18 protein-coding genes are annotated in these 19,091 nt (G+C 73.0%); 6 read left to right on the top strand and 12 right to left on the bottom strand.

The window, feature by feature from the left end; genetic code table 11:
* Positions 1–246: 246 nt before the first annotated feature.
* On the bottom strand, positions 247–2,769 hold the full coding sequence (locus ABZV77_RS40950) for a helicase-associated domain-containing protein (RefSeq protein ID WP_356268183.1): 2,523 nt from the start codon (positions 2,767–2,769) through the stop codon (positions 247–249).
* Positions 2,770–2,906: 137 nt separating this feature from the next.
* Between ABZV77_RS40950 and ABZV77_RS40955 the strand changes: the two genes are divergently transcribed.
* Together ABZV77_RS40955 and ABZV77_RS40960 are read left to right on the top strand one after the other, a co-directional pair.
* The gene (locus tag ABZV77_RS40955) at positions 2,907–4,550 is read left to right on the top strand and encodes a DNA repair helicase XPB (RefSeq protein ID WP_356268185.1); all 1,644 of its coding nucleotides are present in this window, start codon (positions 2,907–2,909) and stop codon (positions 4,548–4,550) included.
* 103 nt (positions 4,551–4,653) lie between these two features.
* Positions 4,654–4,935, top strand: a complete 282-nt coding sequence (locus ABZV77_RS40960) for a hypothetical protein (RefSeq protein ID WP_356268187.1) — start codon at positions 4,654–4,656, stop codon at positions 4,933–4,935.
* Here the strand turns inward: ABZV77_RS40960 and ABZV77_RS40965 are convergent.
* Positions 4,837–6,000: a glycosyltransferase 87 family protein gene (locus ABZV77_RS40965; protein WP_356268303.1), complete on the bottom strand. Its 1,164-nt coding sequence runs from the start codon at positions 5,998–6,000 to the stop codon at positions 4,837–4,839. The two genes, ABZV77_RS40960 and ABZV77_RS40965, sit on opposite strands and share 99 nt — an antisense overlap.
* A 71-nt stretch (positions 6,001–6,071) precedes the next feature.
* The gene (locus ABZV77_RS40970) at positions 6,072–6,260 is read right to left on the bottom strand and encodes a hypothetical protein (RefSeq protein ID WP_356268189.1); all 189 of its coding nucleotides are present in this window, start codon (positions 6,258–6,260) and stop codon (positions 6,072–6,074) included.
* A gap of 195 nt (positions 6,261–6,455) precedes the next feature.
* Between ABZV77_RS40970 and ABZV77_RS40975 the strand changes: the two genes are divergently transcribed.
* Positions 6,456–7,538, top strand: coding sequence for a hypothetical protein (locus ABZV77_RS40975; RefSeq protein WP_356268191.1), 1,083 nt, complete (start codon positions 6,456–6,458; stop codon positions 7,536–7,538).
* Positions 7,539–7,566: 28 nt separating this feature from the next.
* On the opposite strand, the gene ABZV77_RS40980 is transcribed toward ABZV77_RS40975, so the two are convergent.
* The 4 genes from ABZV77_RS40980 to ABZV77_RS40995 form a co-directional block, all read right to left on the bottom strand.
* Positions 7,567–8,547 (bottom strand): iron-siderophore ABC transporter substrate-binding protein, encoded by a 981-nt coding sequence (locus ABZV77_RS40980; protein ID WP_356268193.1) that lies wholly within the window; start codon positions 8,545–8,547, stop codon positions 7,567–7,569.
* Between the two features lie 91 nt (positions 8,548–8,638).
* The gene (locus ABZV77_RS40985; protein ID WP_356268195.1) at positions 8,639–9,469 is read right to left on the bottom strand and encodes an ABC transporter ATP-binding protein; all 831 of its coding nucleotides are present in this window, start codon (positions 9,467–9,469) and stop codon (positions 8,639–8,641) included.
* Positions 9,466–10,545, bottom strand: a complete 1,080-nt coding sequence (locus tag ABZV77_RS40990; RefSeq protein WP_356268197.1) for an iron ABC transporter permease — start codon at positions 10,543–10,545, stop codon at positions 9,466–9,468. The genes ABZV77_RS40985 and ABZV77_RS40990 overlap by 4 nt, the downstream gene beginning before the upstream one ends.
* Positions 10,542–11,540, bottom strand: coding sequence for an iron ABC transporter permease (locus ABZV77_RS40995; RefSeq protein WP_356268199.1), 999 nt, complete (start codon positions 11,538–11,540; stop codon positions 10,542–10,544). The genes ABZV77_RS40990 and ABZV77_RS40995 overlap by 4 nt, the downstream gene beginning before the upstream one ends.
* 82 nt (positions 11,541–11,622) lie before the next feature.
* Between ABZV77_RS40995 and ABZV77_RS41000 the strand changes: the two genes are divergently transcribed.
* A complete protein-coding gene (locus tag ABZV77_RS41000) occupies positions 11,623–12,249 on the top strand; it encodes an HAD family hydrolase (RefSeq protein ID WP_356268201.1) in 627 nt (208 codons plus the stop codon).
* A gap of 172 nt (positions 12,250–12,421) precedes the next feature.
* Here ABZV77_RS41000 and ABZV77_RS41005 read toward each other — a convergent pair whose 3' ends face one another.
* Positions 12,422–12,673: a hypothetical protein gene (locus ABZV77_RS41005; protein WP_356268203.1), complete on the bottom strand. Its 252-nt coding sequence runs from the start codon at positions 12,671–12,673 to the stop codon at positions 12,422–12,424.
* A gap of 194 nt (positions 12,674–12,867) precedes the next feature.
* On the opposite strand from ABZV77_RS41005, the gene ABZV77_RS41010 reads away from it, so the two are divergent.
* Complete coding sequence (locus ABZV77_RS41010) at positions 12,868–13,251, top strand: cold-shock protein (RefSeq protein ID WP_356268205.1); 384 nt, start codon at positions 12,868–12,870, stop codon at positions 13,249–13,251.
* 83 nt (positions 13,252–13,334) lie between these two features.
* On the opposite strand, the gene ABZV77_RS41015 is transcribed toward ABZV77_RS41010, so the two are convergent.
* The 4 genes from ABZV77_RS41015 to ABZV77_RS41030 form a co-directional block, all read right to left on the bottom strand.
* Complete coding sequence (locus ABZV77_RS41015) at positions 13,335–14,255, bottom strand: 1,4-dihydroxy-6-naphthoate synthase (protein WP_356268207.1); 921 nt, start codon at positions 14,253–14,255, stop codon at positions 13,335–13,337.
* Positions 14,248–14,934: a futalosine hydrolase gene (locus tag ABZV77_RS41020; protein ID WP_356268305.1), complete on the bottom strand. Its 687-nt coding sequence runs from the start codon at positions 14,932–14,934 to the stop codon at positions 14,248–14,250. Before ABZV77_RS41020 ends, ABZV77_RS41015 begins: the two co-directional genes overlap by 8 nt.
* A gap of 19 nt (positions 14,935–14,953) precedes the next feature.
* On the bottom strand, positions 14,954–15,460 hold the full coding sequence (locus ABZV77_RS41025) for a DUF2771 domain-containing protein (protein WP_356268209.1): 507 nt from the start codon (positions 15,458–15,460) through the stop codon (positions 14,954–14,956).
* Between the two features lie 86 nt (positions 15,461–15,546).
* Positions 15,547–16,941: an MFS transporter gene (locus ABZV77_RS41030; protein ID WP_356268307.1), complete on the bottom strand. Its 1,395-nt coding sequence runs from the start codon at positions 16,939–16,941 to the stop codon at positions 15,547–15,549.
* A gap of 509 nt (positions 16,942–17,450) precedes the next feature.
* Between ABZV77_RS41030 and ABZV77_RS41035 the strand changes: the two genes are divergently transcribed.
* Positions 17,451–18,389: a DUF3027 domain-containing protein gene (locus ABZV77_RS41035; protein WP_356268211.1), complete on the top strand. Its 939-nt coding sequence runs from the start codon at positions 17,451–17,453 to the stop codon at positions 18,387–18,389.
* Positions 18,390–19,091: the final 702 nt, after the last annotated feature.

Genomic DNA, 19,091 nt, shown 5'->3' on the forward strand with positions numbered 1-19,091 from the left:
GGGGAGGCGGGGAAGGAGGCATCCTAGGACGGGGTGGCTGTGGGGGCCAATGGGTTTTTCCGTACGCGGGTCGGGCGCCCGGGGATTGTCTGTGGGTGCGGGGCCGCGGGGGGATGTACGTACTCGCCATCCCTGCGCCGCGTTGGATGTTTCTGGGTGTCAGGGTTTGCTCGGTGCTCCGTGCGCACATCCCCCCGCGGCCCCTCCGGTGCGCTCGCGGGTGACCGGGAGTCCGTGGTGGCGGCGTTAGTCGTCTGCCAGTTCCGCTACGCCTGTTACGCGGTGCAGGGGGTACGTGCGGACCTCGTCCGCCGTGTGGTCGTACGCCGTGACGAAGCCGCCCTCCACCCGGACCGGGGCGATGACGCGCTGGCTCGCTGTGCCCTCCGCGTTCACGTAGCCGATCCAGACCGCCTCGCCGGTCAGCACCGCCGCCTGCATCGTGGCCAGGGTCTCGGCGGCCGTGGTGCGGGGCAGGCGGCCGTCCGACGCCGATGCCGGGGCCTCCTTGCGGGGTGTTGTCGACGCCAGGTCGCCTGCGCGGATCGCCCGCACCGCCGCGCCGATGAGCGTGTCGCCGGGCAGCGGCGGGCCGTCCGGCACCGGCTCGGGGGCCGAGCGGGGCGGGGTGCGGTGGGCGTGCGCGCGGGTGATCAGGACGTCGCCCTCCGCGCTCTCCGCGGCGGGTGCGAAGCCCATGGAGCGCAGGCCGTCCAGGAGCGTGCCGGGGTCCGCCTGGGCGGCTAGCACGGTCGGTGCGAGACGGCGCAGCCGCAGGCCCTGGGCGCGCTTGTCGGCGAGGATCTCGTTGAGCAGGGCCTCGTCGTCGCAGCGCACGTACGCGGCGGCGGCACCGATCCGCAGGTGGCCGTGTTTGCGGGCCACGTCGTCGATCAGATAGGCGAGGGGCTGCGGGACGGGGGTGCGTGAGTGCGCCGTCAGGAATGCGTGCAGGTCGGATGCCGACTGTCCGGCGTCCAGGGCGCGGCGCACGGAACCCGGCGTGAAGCGGTAGACGGTGGCGCCGCCCTTCGACTCGACGTCTGCGAGCACGGCCAGGGCGTCGCCGAGCGGCCGCTCCAGCGGTCCCGGCGCCACGGCGGTGAGGTCGGCCTGGAGCAGGACGTGGTCGAGGGGCTCGGGGAGGAGGGGGGCCAGGAGCCGGGCGGCGTGGGCGGCCGTGACGCCCTGCGCGGCGGGGGAGGCTGTGTTCTCGGCTGCGGGCAGTAGTGCTCGGGCGTGTGACGCCAGCGCGCCTCGGCCCGTGATGCCCAGCAACTCGGCCTCGTTCAGCGTCCATTGGGCGATGCGGGAGCGCAGGTCCTGCGGGGTCGGCGAGTCGGCGCCGTCCTGGGCGGGGCGGCCGCGGGAGGCCGACGGGCGCTCCCAGCGGAGCCGGTCCCTGAGCGAGTCCGGGGCGGGCGCCGTGCCCTCGGGGAGCGTGCCGAGGAGGGCGAGGACCCGGTGGCGCACCTCGGGGGACGCCGAGCGGTCCAGGTGCGGGCCGAGCGCGGAGAGCGTGCGGTCCTTGCCGTCGCGGCCGCCCACGAGACCCGCCGTGCGCGTGGCCGCGAGCCAGGCCGTGGCAAGCGCCGACCAGCGCTCGGGCGCGGGCAGCTCCTGCCACTCGTCGTACGCGGGCGTCGCGGCGTACCGCTCGTCGGCGTCGCCGTCGGACGCCAGCAGGCCCGCCGCATAGGCCAGTTCGACCCAGAACGCGGCCAGCGGCTCGGACGTGTCGAGCGCCACCGCCGTCCGCTTGAGGTCGCGCACGCTCAGCCCGCCCGCGCGCAGCACGGCGGGACCGCCCTCGTCCCAGTCCTTCAGCAGCTCCTCGACGGTGGCGAGCGCGGTGTACGCCTGCCCGGCGGCGGCCGCGTCCACAACCTGTGGACGGTATTCGCGCGCGGCCTCGACCGGCGGCGGCGTCGGCTCGGGCGTGCGGTGCGCGCGGCCCGCCCGCAGGTGCAGGGCCGCCTCCCGGGGCAGCACGACCGTGCCGGGCGCGGTGGGCAGCAGCAGGCCCCGGTCCAGGAGCCAGCGCAGGTGCCGGGCCGGGTCCGCGGTGACCTGGCCGTAGGGCGGCCCCCAGACCAGCCGGGACAGCACCTCCACGGACTCGGCGGGCGCCTCGTCGAGCAGCGCCGACATCCGGCGGCGGTCGGTGAACAGGGCGGTCAGCGACCGCACGGCCGACACCGGGTCGTGGGTGGTCGGCAGCCCGGCCGCCGCGACGATGTCCTGCACCCGGGTCGGCGACATCCCGGCCGTGGCCTCGGCGACGGTGGGGCCCAGGCCGGTCGGGGACGGGTGCTGCGGGGTCGGGGCGAGGAGCTCGCGGGCGGTGCGCACCAGCCGGAGCCGGTCGTCGGGCCCCCACACCAGGGCCTGCTCGTGCAGGGTGCCGAGCGCCCGGGGCAGGGCCTGCGCGACGGCCGGGGCGCCCTCGTCACCGGCCAGCAGGGCGAGCACCTCCTCGTACGAGGCGGGGTCGGGGGCCACGGCGAGGGCCTCCGCGACCTGCTGTGCGAACCGGTCGAGCCGCTCCAGGGCGCGCACCACCGAGGCACGGGTCCCCGCACGGGTGGCGAGCTGCGTGAGGTCGTTCGGCACCGGGTTCAGGAGATCGGGCCTGGCCCGCAGCAGATCGGCGAGCGCGGCGTCCTCCCGCGACCGGAGCGCTTCGGCGAGGGAACGGGGCGTGTCCGCGGCACGCGGCGGTGCGGGGTCGCTCGCGCTGTCCGTGGGCTGCGTCTCGTCGGTGCTCATCCGGCTCACGGTAGCGGGTCGGACCGGCTCCCCACCGCGCCGACGCCCGTCCCGGGAGCCGTCGGGGACGGCTTCGAGGGCGCGTACCGGCGCCGGTGCGGCACACTGGACGTTTGGCCTATGGAAAGGGCGCTCGCGTGAACGGACCCCTCATCGTCCAGTCGGACAAGACCCTCCTGCTCGAGGTCGACCACGAGCAGGCGGACGCCTGCCGCCGTGCCATCGCGCCCTTCGCGGAGCTGGAGCGGGCGCCCGAGCACATCCACACCTACCGGGTCACCCCGCTCGGGCTGTGGAACGCACGGGCCGCCGGGCACGACGCCGAGCAGGTCGTGGACGCGCTCGTGGAGTTCTCGCGGTACCCCGTGCCGCACGCGCTGCTCGTCGACGTCGCCGAGACGATGGCGCGGTACGGACGCCTCACGCTCTCCAAGCACCCCACCCACGGACTGGTGCTCACCACCACCGACCGGCCGGTCCTCGAGGAGATCCTGCGGTCGAAGAAGGTGCAGCCGCTCGTCGGCGCGCGCCTCGACCCGGACACCGTCGTCGTGCACCCCTCCGAGCGCGGGCAGGTCAAGCAGACGCTGCTGAAGCTGGGCTGGCCCGCCGAGGACCTCGCCGGGTACGTCGACGGCGAGGCGCACGCCATCGACCTCGACGAGAGCAACTGGTCGCTGCGGCCCTACCAGCAGCAGGCCGTCGAGGGGTTCTGGCACGGCGGGAGCGGTGTCGTCGTGCTGCCCTGCGGGGCTGGCAAGACGCTCGTCGGCGCCGGGGCCATGGCGCAGGCCAAGGCCACCACCCTCATCCTCGTCACCAACACCGTCTCCGCCCGGCAGTGGAAGCACGAGCTGGTGAAGCGGACCTCGCTCACCGAGGACGAGATCGGCGAGTACAGCGGGACCAGGAAAGAGATCCGGCCCGTCACGATCGCCACGTACCAGGTGCTCACGACCAAGCGGAAGGGCATCTACCCGCACCTTGAGCTCTTCGACTCGCGCGACTGGGGGCTCGTGATCTACGACGAGGTGCACCTGCTGCCCGCGCCCGTCTTCAAGTTCACCGCCGACCTTCAGGCCCGTCGCCGCCTCGGGCTCACCGCGACCCTCGTGCGCGAGGACGGGCGCGAGTCCGACGTCTTCTCGCTGATCGGGCCCAAGCGGTTCGACGCCCCGTGGAAGGAGATCGAGGCGCAGGGCTACATCGCGCCCGCCGACTGCGTCGAGGTGCGCGTCAACCTCACCGACAGCGAGCGGCTCGCGTACGCCACCGCCGAGGCCGAGGAGAAGTACCGGTTCTGCGCCACGACCGCCACCAAGCGGAAGGTGACCGAGGCGCTGGTCAAGAAGCACGCCGGGGAGCAGACCCTCGTCATCGGGCAGTACATCGACCAGCTCGACGAGCTCGGCGAGCACCTGGACGCGCCCGTCATCAAGGGCGAGACGACCAACGCGCAGCGCGAGAAGCTCTTCGACGCCTTCCGGCAGGGCGAGATCTCCGTCCTCGTCGTCTCCAAGGTCGCCAACTTCTCCATCGACCTGCCCGAGGCGACCGTCGCCATCCAGGTGTCCGGCACGTTCGGTTCGCGGCAGGAGGAGGCGCAGCGGCTCGGGCGCGTCCTTCGGCCCAAGGCCGACGGGCATGAGGCGCGCTTCTACTCCGTCGTCGCGCGCGACACCATCGACCAGGACTTCGCCGCCCACCGGCAGCGGTTCCTCGCCGAGCAGGGGTACGCGTACCGGATCGTCGACGCGGACGACCTGCTGACCGGGGGCTGACGGGCCTTTCCCGGTCGCCTCCCCGGGCCCGCCGCAGATCGGTACCCTGGGGAGGCGACCGGGCGCCGACGCAACCGGCCACGTCAAGGGCAAGGAGGGCGCCATGCCGCACCATGAAATCTACGAGGTGCTCTACACCGAGCCCGCGGCTCGTGACCGCGACCGCCTGGACCCCGCTCGCAGGGCGTCCTTCGACAAGGCCATCGAGATCCTCGCGCGCGATCCGTACACGGAGCACTCACGGTCGATCGGCGTCGGCGAGCAGGACCGTGAGATCCGCCTGACCTCACAGATCGTGGCCGAGTACATGGTGTCGCGCGGCCGCCTGCTCCTTGTCGTCCTCCGGGTGTTCGACGACGCGGACATTCTGCTGGCCGAGGACTGACGCCCGTAGTGCCAGTGCGCCCGGCAGCACCAGCGCGCACAGCGCATACGGCGACGCCAACGGCTGCTGCCACCACGGCAGGTGGAGGTCCAGGTCGCCCTCGTGCGGGAGCAGCCAGAACGTGCGGGCGGTGAACAGCACGGCCACGGCTGCCGCCAGGCGCGGCCTGCCCTCGGCGACCAGGACGGCGATGAGCGGCACGCACCACACCCAGTGGTGCGACCAGCTGATGGGCGAGACCAGCAGCGCCGTGAACGCGGCCAGGAGCAGCGCGCGGGGCTCGCCGGGCGTGCGGCGGGCCGCCCAGAGGCCGACGGCGGCGGTCACGGCGGCCGGGACCGCCCAGGCCGCGCCGGGAGCCGCGTCGTGCAGCAGCCGGGCGATCAGCCCCTGCAGCGACTGGTTGTCGACGATCCACGCCTTGCCGACCCGGCCCGTCTCGAAGATCCGCCGCGTCCAGAACTCGACGCTCGCGGCGGGCAGCACCAGCGCGCCGAGCAGCACGGTGCCCGCGAACCCGGCGAGCGCGACGACCGCCTCGCGGACGCGCCCGCGCAGCAGGAGGTACGCGATGAAGAAGGCGGGCGTCAGCTTGATCCCGGCCGCGACGCCGAGCGCGAACCCCTTGCCGGGGGCGCCCTGCGGACGGGTGAGGTCCCACAGGACCAGACAGCCGAGCGCGAGGTTGATCTGGCCGAACAGGACGGTCTGGAAGACGGGTTCGAGCCACAGGGCGAGGGCGGTGGCGGCGCAGAGGAAGGGCGCGCGGACGGCGAGACCGGCCAGGTCGCAGGAGAGGCGGACCAGCAGGGCGAGGAGGGCGACGTTGCCGACGAGGAAGACCGCCTTCAGCGCACCCAGGGAGAGCCAGGTCGTCGGGACGAAGAGGATCGCGGCGAACGGCGGGTAGGTGGCGGGCAGTTCCCACTCGGTGACGGTGAACCCGTACAGATCACTGCCGTCGGCGACGGCGGCGCCCTCGGCCCGGTAGACCAGGGTGTCGGCCATCGGGATGTGCTGGACGGCGCAGAGGACGGCCAGGGCGGTGAGGGAGACCGCGAGCAGCACACCGGCTGCGGTGGGTGAACATCTCGTCACGGTCCGTGGTGTCACGGCGTGACTTTACGTGACGGGCGTCAGCGGGTGCGCACGCCTGCTTCTTCGGCGTACTCACCGAGCACGACGACGCCGAACGCGGCGCTCACGAGGACCTTGGCGGCGCGCAGGGCGCCACCGAGGCGGTGCGGGTGCGGGGCGCCGTGCGGCACGGCGCCGGGGTCTGCGGAGGACTGCACGGACGCGGGGGTGAAGGTGGTTGCGCTCATGTCTCCATGATGGTTTTCCCGCACCCCGCGCACATCGGCCTGCGGTGCAACCCGCCCCGGACCCGCCGTGCAACCTGCGGTGGAGCCCGTAGGCCTTGAGGAGGACGCCACCCCCTAGGGTCCCCGGAGAAGGTACCGTCGAGAGCGCTGGGAACAACCGCGGCGCGTCAACGCAGCCGCCCCGGAGGGGACTTCGTGGGGATCGAGAGCGATCAGCTGGTCTACGACTATCTGAGCAGGGTCGGAGACCTGGCCCAGCAGCGGCAGTTGCCGTCCGGCGACCGGATGCGGCTGGTCTCCGAGCTGCGGAGCCGGATCGACCGCGGCCGCGACAAGGCCGTCGGCGACAACCCCGCGGCCGTCCGCCGCATCCTCGCCCGCCTCGGCACCCCGGAAGAGGTCGTGGAGGCGGCGGGCGGCAGCCCCGGAGACGTCACGGGGGCCCTGCCGGAGGACGCGGGGACGGAGGCGCCGGGTGAGGGGCCCGCGAAGCCGCGCACCCTCCGCGTGCCGAAGCCCCGCCGCGTCGCCCGTACCAAGGAGGGCAAGGGGGACAAGGGGGACAAGGCGGGCAAGGGGGCCCCGGAGGCCGCGCAGATTCCGGAGCCGCGCCATCCGCCCGACCTCTTCGAGGGCGCGTCGCCGCCGCACCTCGCGGGCACCGACGAGCTGGGGCCCAGCGACTCCCAGCCCGACTGGTGGCGCGTGGACAGCAGCCCGTTCGGCCTCGCCGACAGCGTCCCCGGCTTCGTCGGCGGCGTGGAGATCCCCGAGCTGTTGAAGCCCCCGCCCAAGGCGGGCGGCAAGGCGAGGGCCGAAGAGGAAGAGGCCGAAGAAGGGGCCGACGACGAGGAGGAAGAGGCCGAGGAGGAGGCGGCGGAGCCGTCCGGGCGGCGCCGGTGTCGGCTGCCCCGGGCACGGGCCGCCGACACCGGGCCGACGTTCAGCAACCCGCTGCTCCTGCTCGCCGCCGCGCTCCTCACCGTCGGCGCGGTCCTCGGCAACCTGGTGGTCCTCGGCGTCGGCTGGCTCATCGCCTACGCATCGCGCAGGCTCTCCCGCGCCGAGGTGAAGTTCGCCGTCCTGGTGCTGCCGGGCCTCGCGGTGGCCGCCGGGATCACCTGGCTGTGGGGGCGCAGCGAGGGGCGCTGGGGCGAGGCGATCGAGGAAGGGCACATGAGCGACGCCATGGCCGACACCTGGCCGTGGGTGGTGCGGGGGGCGGCCGTCGCCTCCGCGCTCTTCCTGCTGTGGAGGTCGCAGCGGCAACGGCCGTGAGGAGCGGGCCCGGCAGGGCTCAGTGGGCCTACTTCTTCGTGAGGTCGGCCTGCATCTCGTCCAGGATCTCGTCCGCCGCGGTGTAGCCGATGCCCTGGATCCACAGCTCGTCGTCGACGGTGTGGACGTTGCCGGACTTCACCGCCTTCATGTTCTTCCACAGGCCGCTGCCCACGGTCTGCGTCTCCTTGGACTTCTTCGGATCGCCGTACGTGGAGCGGAAGATGACGTCCGTGTCCGCGAGGTCGATCTTCTCGGGGGACAGGTCGTAGGAGAAGCCGTCCTTGGCCTTCGCGGAGATCGGCGCGCGGCCGAGGCCGACGTCCTTGAGCAGCGTGGCGATGTAGCTCTGGTCGCCGTAGAGGCGGATGTCGGCGCCCTCGATGAAGCGCAGGACGTTGACCTGGGTCTGCTCGGCCTTCGCGGGGCCGCCGATGGCGGTGGTGACCTTTTTGGTGTGCGCCTTGTAGTCGGCGACGGTCTTCTTCGCCTCGGCGCGCTTGCCCAGCGCGTCGGCGTGCACCTGGAAGTTCTCCTTCCAGGGGTAGCCGGTCGTCTCCGTCATGACGGTCGGCGCGATCTGCTTGAGCTGGTCGTACTTGGCGGCGTGCCGGATCTTCGACGTCAGGATGAGGTCCGGCTTCAGCGCCGCGATGGCCTCCATGTTCGGCGTCATCATCTCGCCGACGTCCTTGATGCCGCTGACCTTGTCCTTGGGCAGATAGCCCAGGAAGCCCGACGACGCCTCGACGTGCGTGGCGCCGACCGGCTTCACACCGAGCGTGATCGCGGAGTCCAGCTCGGCGGTGTCGAGGACGACGACGCGCTGCGGGTGCACGGGCACCTTCACGTCGCCCATGGCCGTCTTCACCGTGTGGGTCCCGCCCGAGGCCGCGGTGTCGTCGCCGGAGTCCGAGGAGCCGCAGGCGGTCAGCGCCAGCGCGCCGGTCAGGGCCAGCGAGCCGGTGAGGAGCGCGGGGCGGTGCAGGGGGGAGCGGAGGAAGGTCATGGGGGACGCCTTTCGTGCGGTCGGACGGTGCGATGCGGTCAGGCGGTGCTGTGCTGTGCTGTGCTGCGTTGCGCGGTGCCGTGCGGTGCGGTCAGGCGGACGTGCCGCTGTGGGCGGGGGCGGTCGTGGACGCGGACCACGGGGGGCCGGGGACGACCAGGGGGGAGCCGGTCACGGGGTCCGGCACGACCACGCACTCCAGGCCGAAGACCTCGCGTACGAGTTCCTCGGTGACGACCTCCGCGGGGGTGCCCTCGGCGACGACCTCGCCCGTCTTCATGGCGACGAGGTGGTCGGCGTAGCGCGCGGCCTGGTTGAGGTCGTGCAGGACCACGACGACCGTGCGGCCCCGGTCGTGGTTGAGCTCGCGCACCAGGTCGAGGACCTCGACCTGGTGCGAGATGTCCAGGTAGGTCGTGGGCTCGTCCAGGAGGAGCAGCCCGGTGTCCTGGGCGAGGGCCATCGCGATCCACACGCGCTGGCGCTGGCCGCCCGACAGCTCGTCGACGGAGCGCTCGGCGAGCGCGGCGACGTCGGTGCGCTCCATCGCCTCCGTCACCGCCTTCTCGTCATCGTCGGACCACTGCTGCCACCAGTGCTGGTGCGGCTGGCGGCCGCGTGCCACGAGGTCGGCCACGGTGATCGCCTCGGGCGCGACGGGCGTCTGCGGGAGCAGCCCGATCTGCTGGGCGATCTTCTTGGTGGGGAGCTTGGCGAGGGACTCGCCGTCGAGGAGGACGGCGCCGCTCTTCGGCTTGAGGAGGCGGCCGAGGGCCCGCAGCGTCGTCGACTTGCCGCAGGCGTTGGGGCCGACGATCACCGTGACCTTGCCGTCGGGGATCGTGAGGTCGAGGCTGTCGACGACCGTGCGGTCCTCGTAGGCGAGGGTCAGCTCGCGGGCCGAAAGGCGGGCGGCGGTCACGACGTGCCTCCATTGCGGACGGAGCGGCTGCGGATGATGAGCCAGATCAGATAGGGCGCCCCGATGGCCGCGGTGAGCACGCCGACGGGCAGCTCGGTCGGCGAGAAGAGCCGCCGGGCCAGCAGGTCGGCGAGGACCACGATGAGCGCGCCGAGCAGCGCCGAGCACAGCAGCGGGATCTGCGCGGTGCGGGTCAGCCTGCGGGCGATCTGCGGGGCGAGGAGCGCCACGAAGTCGACGGGCCCGGCGGCGCCGGTCGCCACCGACGCGAGGACGACGCCGAGCAGCACGAGCCCCAGGCGTACGTGCCCGAGGCGCGTCCCCAGGGCCGTCGCCGTGTCGTCGTCCATGCTGACCGCGCGCTGGGCGCGGGCCGCCCACAGGACGAAGGGGAGCAGTACGAGCAGGGTCAGGCCGAGCGGGTTCGCCTCGGCCCAGCCGCGGCCGTTCAGGGAGCCCGTCATCCAGATCTGGGCCTGCTGGGCGACGAGGTAGTCGCCCTTGGTCATGAAGAGCGTCGTCACCGAGCGCAGGGCGATGGCGAAGCCGATGCCGATGAGGACGAAGCGGGTGGCGTGCAGGCCGCCGCGCCACGCGAAGACGTAGACGAGGGCGGCCGCGGCGACGCCGCCGAGCACCGACAGATAGGGCAGGACGGTGTACGAGGTGATGCCGAAGGTCATCGCGCCGACCGTCAGCGCGCTCGCGCCCTGGCTGATGCCGATGATGTCGGGGCTGGCCAGGGGGTTGCGGGCGACGGTCTGGATGAGCGCGCCCGCGACCCCGAACGCGGCGCCGACCAGCAGGCCCACCACCATGCGGGGTTCGCGCAGCGTGCCCACGACCAGCTCGTCTGCGGAGGGCCGCCCGAAGACGACCTTCAGGGCCTCGCCGGGCGGGACGAAGGACTCGCCGACACAGAGGTACGCGAGACAGCTCGCGGCGAGCAGCACGGTGAGGGCCGCAGCGACGGCGGCGCCCCTGCGGTGCACGAGGAACGCGGCCCGGTGCACGCGGAGCACCGCGTAACCGGCGGGGCGGATCCGGGGTCGGGCCGGTGCGGGCGCCGTGGTCATGCCGCCACCGCCTTCCGTCGTACGAGGGTGACGAGGAACGGCACACCGATGAGCGCGGTCATCACTCCGGCGGGCACCTCGCTGGGCGGGAAGACGATCCGCCCGACGGTGTCGGAGACCAGCAGCATCACGGGCCCGAGGACGGCGGCCAGCGGCAGCACCCAACGGTGGTCGCTGCCGATGAGCGCGCGGGCGATGTGCGGGACGGCCAGGCCGATGAAGGCGATGGGGCCCGCGGCGGCCACGCCCGCGCCGGTGAGGACGGTCGCGCCGAGCCCGCCGACGATCCGTACCGCCGCGACGTTCTGGCCGAGGCCCTTCGCGACGTCCTCGCCGAGCGCGAGCGCGTCCAGGCCGCGCGCCACCGCGAGGACGAGCACGAGGCCGACGACGAGGAACGGCCAGATCTGGCCGACGATCTCGGAGTCGCGCCCGGCGAGCGAACCCACCTGCCAGAACCGGAACTCGTCGAGCGCGGAGGCCTTCGTGGTGAGGATGCCCGTCGTCACGGAGACGAGCAGCGCGTTGACCGCGGCGCCGCCCAGCGCGAGTTTCACGGGTGTCGCGCCGCCCCGGCCACCGGCCGCGATGGCGTAGACGACGACGGACGCGATCCCGGCGCCGACGAACGCCCACCAGACGTATCCGGTGAGGGTGTGGACACCGGCGTAGGCGATGGCGAGGACGACACCGACCGAGGCGCCCTGGCTGATGCCGAGGATGCCGGGGTCGGCGATCGGATTGCGGGTCACGCCCTGGAGGACCGTCCCGGCCAGCGCCAGCGAGGCGCCGACCAGCACGCCGATCACGGTGCGGGGCACCCGCATCTCGCGGATCACCTCGGCGGAGTCGCTGTGCCCGCCGTGCAGCAGCGCGTCGAACACGGCGGACGGCGCGATGGCGCGGGCACCGACGGCGAGGCTGAGCAGGACGGCCAGCAGCAGGGCCACGACGGCCGCCGTCAGCACGGCGGCGCGTCGTACGGGCACACGCATCGACTGGGCTCGTTTCACAGGGTGGTAAGGGTGGGCTAAGTCTACGTGCGGCCGGGGTGCCCGCCCTCGGCACAATGGGCGCATGAGCTCTCACACGCTGACCGTCGGCTTCGACCTCGACATGACCCTGATCGACTCCCGGCCCGGTATCAAGGCCGCCTATCAGGCGCTTTCCGCGAGGACGGGGACGTACATCGACGCCGACCTGGCGGTCACCCGGCTCGGCCCGCCGCTGGAGGAGGAGCTGCGGAACTGGTTCCCGGAGGAGGAGATCGCGGAGACGGCCGACCTCTACCGCGAGATCTACACCACACACGCCATCGAGCCGACGCTCGCGATGCCCGGTGCCCGCGAGGCCATAGCGGCGGTGCACGCGCACGGCGGCCGCGCGATCGTGGTGACCGCCAAGCACGAGCCCAACGCGAAGCTGCACCTGTCGCACCTCGGCATCGAGGCCGACGCCGTCATCGGCTGGCTGTGGGCCGAGGCGAAGGCCGAGGCGCTGCGCGAGTACGACGCGACGGTGTACGTCGGGGACCACACCGGTGATGTACGCGGCGCGCGTACGGCGGGCGCGCTGTCCGTCGCGGTGGCGACCGGACCGTGCGACGCAGCGGAACTGCGCGCGGCGGGCGCCGACGTCGTCCTCGGCGGCCTCGCGGAGTTCCCGGCCTGGCTCGCCGCGCACGCGGCGCGGCGGACCGCCTAGGGCCTGTCGTCAAACTCCTGTCGTCGCCCGGAGGGCGGCTTCGCGGCGTCTGGTGCGTGCTCTCGGCGTGCCGGGTGGACGCCCTTGTACTGGACCGTACTTGGGCGTTCACCCGGTGCGGCGAGAGTGCGTGCCGGACGTCGCGGAGCAGGCAGGAGTTTGAAGACAGGCCCTAGGTAGTGCCGGACCTGGCCTGTCGTCGCTGGAAGGCGATGCCGCGCAGGACACCGGCCATCGCGATGAGGAACCCGACGCCCATCAGCATGCACACCGCGTAGGCGATGGATGGAAAGGGATCGGTGCCCAGGAAGAGCGGGGCCACCGTGACCAGTGTGGCCACGGCTCCGACGAAGAAGACGATTGCTCCGGTCCGGACCATTCCATCGCCCGGCCCGGCGGAATTCGCTTGGGTTTTGTCACGCACCCGACCAGGGTAGTTCCCAGCGCGAAGGAAGAATCCGGGGACGTCTTGTCACCGGCCCCCGGACCCATAGTCTTGTGTCCTGGCGGGTCGGGCGACCCGCTGTAGTGCTATCCAGAGCCGTTTTCGCCCCGTCGTTCCTGACGGGGCGGACCCGGCACAGACGAGTACGACGAGTACGAGGACGAGGACTTCACGTGCCTACCGGCAAGGTCAAGTGGTTCAACAGCGAGAAGGGCTTCGGCTTTCTCTCCCGCGACGACGGCGGCGACGTCTTCGTGCATTCCTCAGTACTGCCTGACGGCGTCGACACACTCAAGCCCGGCCAGCGCGTGGAATTCGGCGTGGTCGCGGGACAACGCGGTGACCAGGCCCTTTCGGTGGCGATTCTCGATCCCACGCCGTCGGTGGCGGCCGCACAGCGTCGTAAGCCGGATGAACTCGCGTCGATCGTCCAGGATTTGACGACCCTGCTCGAGAACATCACACCCATGCTGGAAAAGGGCCGCTATCCCGACAAGGCGTCCGGCGCGAAGATCGCGGGCCTGCTGCGGGCGGTCGCCGACCAACTCGACGTGTAGCGCGGGCGTGCGGCGCGGGCGGAGACGGATTTCCGCCTCAAGTCCCGCTGCCGCATCAAATCCCGCCGCCGCCTCAAGAGTCGCTAGGGAAACGACAGAGCGTTCGGGCCGAGGGGCGGCACGAGTCCCTCGGCCGCGGCGCGCGTCAGCAGTCCGCGGACCGCCGCGTAGCCGTTCTCGCCGAGGTCGGCAGTGAACTCGTTGACGTACAGGCCGATGTGCTGGTCCGCCACCGCCGGATCCATCTCCTGGGCATGCTCGAGGACGTACGGACGCGAGGCCTCCGGGTCGTCCCACGCCATGCGCACCGACGTACGGGCCGCCTCGGCGATCCGCTCGAGCGCCGCCGTCCCGAGGCTCCGCCGCGCGATGATCGCGCCCAGCGGGATCGGCAGCCCCGTCGTGGCCTCCCAGTGCTCGCCCATGTCGGCGAGGCAGTGCAGGCCGTAGTTCTGGTACGTGAAGCGCGCCTCGTGGATGACCAGGCCCGCGTCGACCTTGCCGTCGCGCACCGCGGGCATGATCTGGTCGAACGGCAGCACCACGATCTCCCCGACGCCACCGCCCGCCAGCGTGTCCGCCGCCCAGAGGCGGAAGAGCAGATACGCCGTCGACTTCTCGCTGGGCACGGCGACCGTCTTGCCGGTCAGGTCGACGCCCGGCTCACGGGTCAGGACGAGCGGCCCGCAGCCACGGCCGAGCGCGCCGCCGCAGGGCAGCAGCGCGTACTCGTCCAGGACGTACGGCAGCACGGCGTACGACACCTTCAGGACGTCCAGGTCGGAGGTCCCCGAGGAGGACGCGGCGCGCTCCGCGATGCCGTTGGTGATGTCGATGTCCGCGAACGTGACGTCGAGGGCGGGCGCGCCCGGCACCCGGCCGTGCGCCCAGGCGTCGAAGACGAACGTGTCGTTGGGGCAGGGCGAGTACGCGATGCGCAGCGGGCGGTCGAGGAAGGCCGCCTGGGGCTGCGGGGTTTCCGGGGTTTCCGGGGACTCAGTCATGTGTGTTCCAACTCCTCAGTACCGGCGCGAACTTCCCGAACGCGTCGCTCAGCGCGGCCAGCGCGTCGCCGATCCGCCAGGCCGCACGGTCGCGCGGGCCGACGGGGTTGGAGATCGCGCGGACCTCGAGGACGGGCAGGCCGTGCAGCGCGGCGGCCTCGGCGACACCGAAGCCCTCCATGGCCTCGGCCAGGGCGTGCGGATGGCGCAGCCGCAGCCCGGCGGCGCGCTCGGCGGAGCCGGTCACGGTGGAGACGGTGAGGACGGTGCCGGTCGCGGCACCGCAGGCGTCGGCCACCTCCCGTACGAGGGAAGGCGGCGGACGGTGGGTGACCGCGCCGAAACCCAGCTCGGTGACGGGCGCGAAACCGTCGGGGGTCTCGGCGCCCAGATCGGCGACGGTGATCTCGTCGGCGACGACGAGCGAGCCGACGGGCGCGCCGGGCGGCAGGTCGGCCGGGAAACCGCCGCCGATACCGGCCGACACGACGAGGCCGAAGGGCCGGTCCTCGGCGGCGGCACGGGCGAGTGCGGTCGCCGTGCCCGCCGCGGCGGCCGCGGGGCCCACGCCGACGGCGAGGACGTCATGGGCGGGCACGTCACGGGCGGGGGCCTCGGCCAGCGCCCTGGCCACCGCGTCCCGTTCGGCGGGGACGGCGGTGGCGACGAGGACGCGCAGGGCCCCTTGCGAGATCAGGTCAGGAGTCCTTCTCGAACTTGAACGACCACAGGCCCGTCGCCTTGGACTCCGAGCCCTTGCCGCCCTCGAGGAGGCTGACGGTCGACTTCTTGCCGCCGCCGCCGTACTGCTGGTTGAAGAAGACGCTGCCCGGGATGACGACGTACGTCTTCTTGCTGGCCTCGGTCAGCGGCTGACCGTTCATCAGCAGCGTCCAGCCCTTTTCGGCCATCTCCGGGTCGACGCCGAAGCGGACCTTCTCGTCCGGATCGATCTTGATGGACTTGACGTCCTTGTCCTGCAGGCAGGACTTCAGCTGCGACTCCTCCAGCTCCTTGCCGTCGTTGTAGCAGGAGGCGTCCGTGTGCACCGACTTGCTGCCGACCGTCACGGTGGCGAGCGGCGTCGGCTTGTCGCAGGCCGAGAGGACGAGGAGTCCGGCGGAGACGGCGCCAAGTGCGGCCGCGGTGCGGCGGCGGCGCGCGCTGTTCACATTCGCGGCTCCGCCGCGGAGCAGGGAGGTCATGGGCGAAGGCTATCGGGCGCGCCGGGGGGTGCTGTTACGCGGGGGGCATGGGCGTGCCGTGCCGGGGCGGGGGAGCGCGGGGCAGGTCAGACCACCCGGGCCCGGCGGGGGCTGCCGCGGCGGGCCGAGGCGAGCAGGCCACGGACGGTCGACAGCCAGCCCACCGCCACGATCGCGGCCGCCACCGAGAGCCCGAGCGTGCCGACCAGCGGCAGGGCGATGCCGATGCCGCCGCCGACCACCCAGGCCATCTGGAGCAGCGTCTCGGAACGGGCGAACGCGGACGTGCGGACCTGCTCGGGGACGTCCCGCTGCAGCAGCGCGTCCAGGGACAGCTTGGACAGCGCCTGCGCGAAGCCCGCGCACGCGCCGAGACAGGCGACGCCGACCGCCCCGAAGAACAGCGCGGACGTGACCGCCACGCCCAGCACCACCGCGACCACGGTCACGATGATCACCTCCGGCGCCCGCGATTTCAGCCAGGCACCGACGGCCGTGCCCAGCGCGTTGCCCACGCCCGCCGACACCCCCACGATGCCGAGCGACACCGCCGCGCTCTGCCCCGCGAGCGGATGCTCCCGCAGCAGGAACGCCAGGAAGAAGATGAGGAAGCCGGACAGACAGCGCAGCGCCGCGTTCGCGCCCAGGGCGTGGGTGACGGCAGGTCCGACCGTACGCAGCCCCATGCGCCGTCTGCGGGACGTGTCGGAGTCCGCCTCGGCGCGGGCGTGCAGATGCAGATGCTCCTCGTCCGCGGCGAGCAGCGCCTTGCTCTCGCCCTTCGACGAGTCCACCTTGTGCGGCAGCGAGAACGACAGGAACATCCCCGAGACGAAGATCACGAAGGCGCCGAACAGGGGCCACCGCGGCCCGAGCGCCTGCAGCCCGGCCCCGGCGGGCGCCGCCACGGCAGTCGCGAGCAGGCCGCCCAGGGTCACCCGTGAATTGGCCTTCACCAGGGAGAACCCCGGTGGCAGGAGCCGTGGCACGACAGCGCTTCTGACCACCCCGTACGCCTTGGACGCGACCAGCACGCCCAGCGCGGCGGGATACAGCTCCACGCTCCCCGACACCACCGCCCCCGACAGCACCAGCGCGAGCAGCGCGCGCGCCAGCATCGCCCCCGCCATCGCGGCCCGGCGGCCGTGCGGCAGGCGGTCGAGGAGCGGGCCGATGACCGGGGCGAGGAGCGTGAACGGCGCCATCGTGATCGCCAGATAGAGCGCCACCCGGCCGCGCGCCTCGTCCGTCGGCACCGAGAAGAAGACGGTCGAGGCGAGCGCGATGGTGATCATGACGTCGCCTGCGCCGTTGACCGCGTGCAGCTCGATCAGCTTCCCGAGCCCCGACTCGCCCGCTCCATGGGCGTGGGTGGCCTTGCGGATGCCCCGGGCGGTGCCGGTGAAGGGCAGGTGCAGGGCGCGGCCCAGCGCACGGGCGGTCCGCCTCGCCGGGCCCGGCGAGACGGTTCCTACGGACATCGACCTGGTGGGGGCCACCCCGTCATAGTGCCCCCTCGGGGGCCCTACTAGTGCGGATACCGGCTGTGAGCCGCGGCGCCCCCGCTCCGCGGCGGGGTGGGGGCGGTCGTGCTCCGCCGCTCCGCGGCGGGTTTCCCACCCACCCGTTTGCGCCACGCGGTGGGGAGGGCTCGGCGGTTTGCCGGGGGAAAATTTTGGGTGTCCGTTCCTTCGCTTCATGCCGTCCGGCACGGCGTGGAGAGGCGTGCCGGGCAGGGGCGCGGGGGCGGATCGGGGCGCGGTGGCGTACGTCGGTGTAGGCCCAGGGGCCAGGAGAAGGTAGCGTGCGTAGCGCGCCTGCGGCGGTTGTTCTTGGCCGCGCGCCTCTCGGTCATCCCGCAGAATGGGTGACGTAGGCGCGCCCCGGAACGTCGGGCGCGGACGTTGACGCGGCCCTCTGGTCCGCTCCGTCCGCACCCCCGCGAAAAGGTGGCGCACTCGTGAGACGGCGTAGGAGAGAAGCGATACTTGTGAGCGCAGCGACAACGCGAAGCCGTACCCCGCGCACCCCGCGTACCCCCGACCGCCTCTGCGCCGAGGCGGTGGGCCTGGCACGTGCCGCGGCCGAGGAGGCCGCCGCGCCCGGTGTGGTCGGTGAGCATGTCGAGGTCGTCGTGGAAGGCGACCGCGTCGTCACACACCTCTTCGAATGCAAGGAGTTCGGCTACCGCGGCTGGCGCTGGGCGGTGACGGTCGCCCGTGCCTCGCGGGCCAAGGTCGTCACCCTCGACGAGACGGTGCTGCTGCCGGGCCCCGACGCGCTCCTCGCCCCCGAGTGGGTGCCGTGGAGCGAGCGGCTCCGGCCGGGCGACATGGGACCGGGCGACCTGCTGCCGACGGACGCCGAGGACCTGCGCCTGGAGCCCGGCTACTCCGGCGAGGAGGAGCCGCCGCCGAACTCCGTGGTGTCGGACGAGATGGCCGAGCTCGTCGAGGCGGAGGACGCCGAGGTGACGGCGGTCCCGCCCGCCGAGCTGCCGGTCGCGCCCGCCCGCGGTTCCATCACGGCGGTCGCCGACGAACTGGGCATGCGGCGGGCGAGGGTCCTGTCCCGTTACGGGCTGCACGTCGCCGCGGACCGCTGGGACGAGGCGTACGGAGCGAAGACCCCGATGGCGCAGGCGGCGCCCGCGGCGTGCGTCAGCTGTGGATTCCTCGTACGGATCGGCGGCTCGCTCGGGCAGGCGTTCGGTGTCTGCGGCAATGAGTTCGGGCCCGCGGACGGGCGGGTCGTCTCCCTCTCGTACGGCTGCGGAGGCCACTCGGAGGCCGCGGTCATGCCGAAGCCGCCGCGGCCTGCGGAGCCGGTGCTCGATGAGACGCGGGTGGATGTGCTGCCGCTGCGGCCTGCGGCGGACTCGGGGTCCGTGAGCGTGGAGGGCCCGGGCGAGGACCTGGGCCACTCCTGACCCCCCGGGAGCCGGGGGCCACACTCCTACACCTCCCCGGGAGCCGGGGCCCCCACCTGCCGACAGCCCCTCCCGGTACTGAAGCCACCCGACCTCACGAGGCCTCTCCGGAGCCGGAACCCCGGCGTCGGACCCCGCCCTGTGAGCCGGACCCACCCGGTCCTCCGGCGCCCCACTCTCTGAGCCGGAGCCACATGGGCCCATTGGCCCCGGCCCCCTCTGAGCCGGAGTCGCATGGGTGGGCCTGCGAGGCTCCCTGCACCACCGGTACGGCCCACGCTCTCTGAGCCGGAGCCGTACCGGCCCACGAGGCTCCCTGCACCGTCTTGTCCCGCGTCGCCGCTGCGCGGCGTTTTCCCCACCCACCCGCCCTCATCACTGCTCGGGTGCTCCGCCCTGCGGCGCAGTACGTCGCCCTCCGCGAGCGGAGAGACCACTCCCACCCACCCGCCTCTTCACGGGGCGGGGCAAACGGGTGGGCGGTTGGGAATCTCGCCGCGAAGCGGCGAAGCGACGCAGCGGTGCGGGTCCCACCCCCCTTGCCGCGGAGCGGCGGAGCACACGGCCACGCGGCGGTGCGGGGCAAACGGGTGGGCGGGTGGGAAACCCGCCGCGGAGCGGCGGAGTGCTGCACGTTCACTCGGTGGTGCGGGGTGAACGGGCGGGTGGGTGGGGGAATCGCCGCGGAGCGGCGTAGCAGGG

Source organism: Streptomyces sp. NPDC004732 (genome assembly GCF_040609235.1).
Taxonomy (GTDB): domain Bacteria; phylum Actinomycetota; class Actinomycetes; order Streptomycetales; family Streptomycetaceae; genus Streptomyces.

Bases quoted from the DNA above. Each gene is read 5' to 3' on its own strand.
- ABZV77_RS40960 (WP_356268187.1), top strand. From the start codon at position 4,654: ATGCCGCACCATGAAATCTACGAGGTGCTCTACACCGAGCCCGCGGCT.
- ABZV77_RS41015 (WP_356268207.1), bottom strand. From the start codon at position 14,255: ATGACTGAGTCCCCGGAAACCCCGGAAACCCCGCAGCCCCAGGCGGCC.
- ABZV77_RS40970 (WP_356268189.1), bottom strand. From the start codon at position 6,260: ATGAGCGCAACCACCTTCACCCCCGCGTCCGTGCAGTCCTCCGCAGAC.
- ABZV77_RS40980 (WP_356268193.1), bottom strand. From the start codon at position 8,547: ATGACCTTCCTCCGCTCCCCCCTGCACCGCCCCGCGCTCCTCACCGGC.
- ABZV77_RS41025 (WP_356268209.1), bottom strand. From the start codon at position 15,460: ATGACCTCCCTGCTCCGCGGCGGAGCCGCGAATGTGAACAGCGCGCGC.
- ABZV77_RS40950 (WP_356268183.1), bottom strand. From the start codon at position 2,769: ATGAGCACCGACGAGACGCAGCCCACGGACAGCGCGAGCGACCCCGCA.
- ABZV77_RS41000 (WP_356268201.1), top strand. From the start codon at position 11,623: ATGAGCTCTCACACGCTGACCGTCGGCTTCGACCTCGACATGACCCTG.
- ABZV77_RS40995 (WP_356268199.1), bottom strand. From the start codon at position 11,540: ATGCGTGTGCCCGTACGACGCGCCGCCGTGCTGACGGCGGCCGTCGTG.
- ABZV77_RS41030 (WP_356268307.1), bottom strand. From the start codon at position 16,941: ATGTCCGTAGGAACCGTCTCGCCGGGCCCGGCGAGGCGGACCGCCCGT.
- ABZV77_RS40990 (WP_356268197.1), bottom strand. From the start codon at position 10,545: ATGACCACGGCGCCCGCACCGGCCCGACCCCGGATCCGCCCCGCCGGT.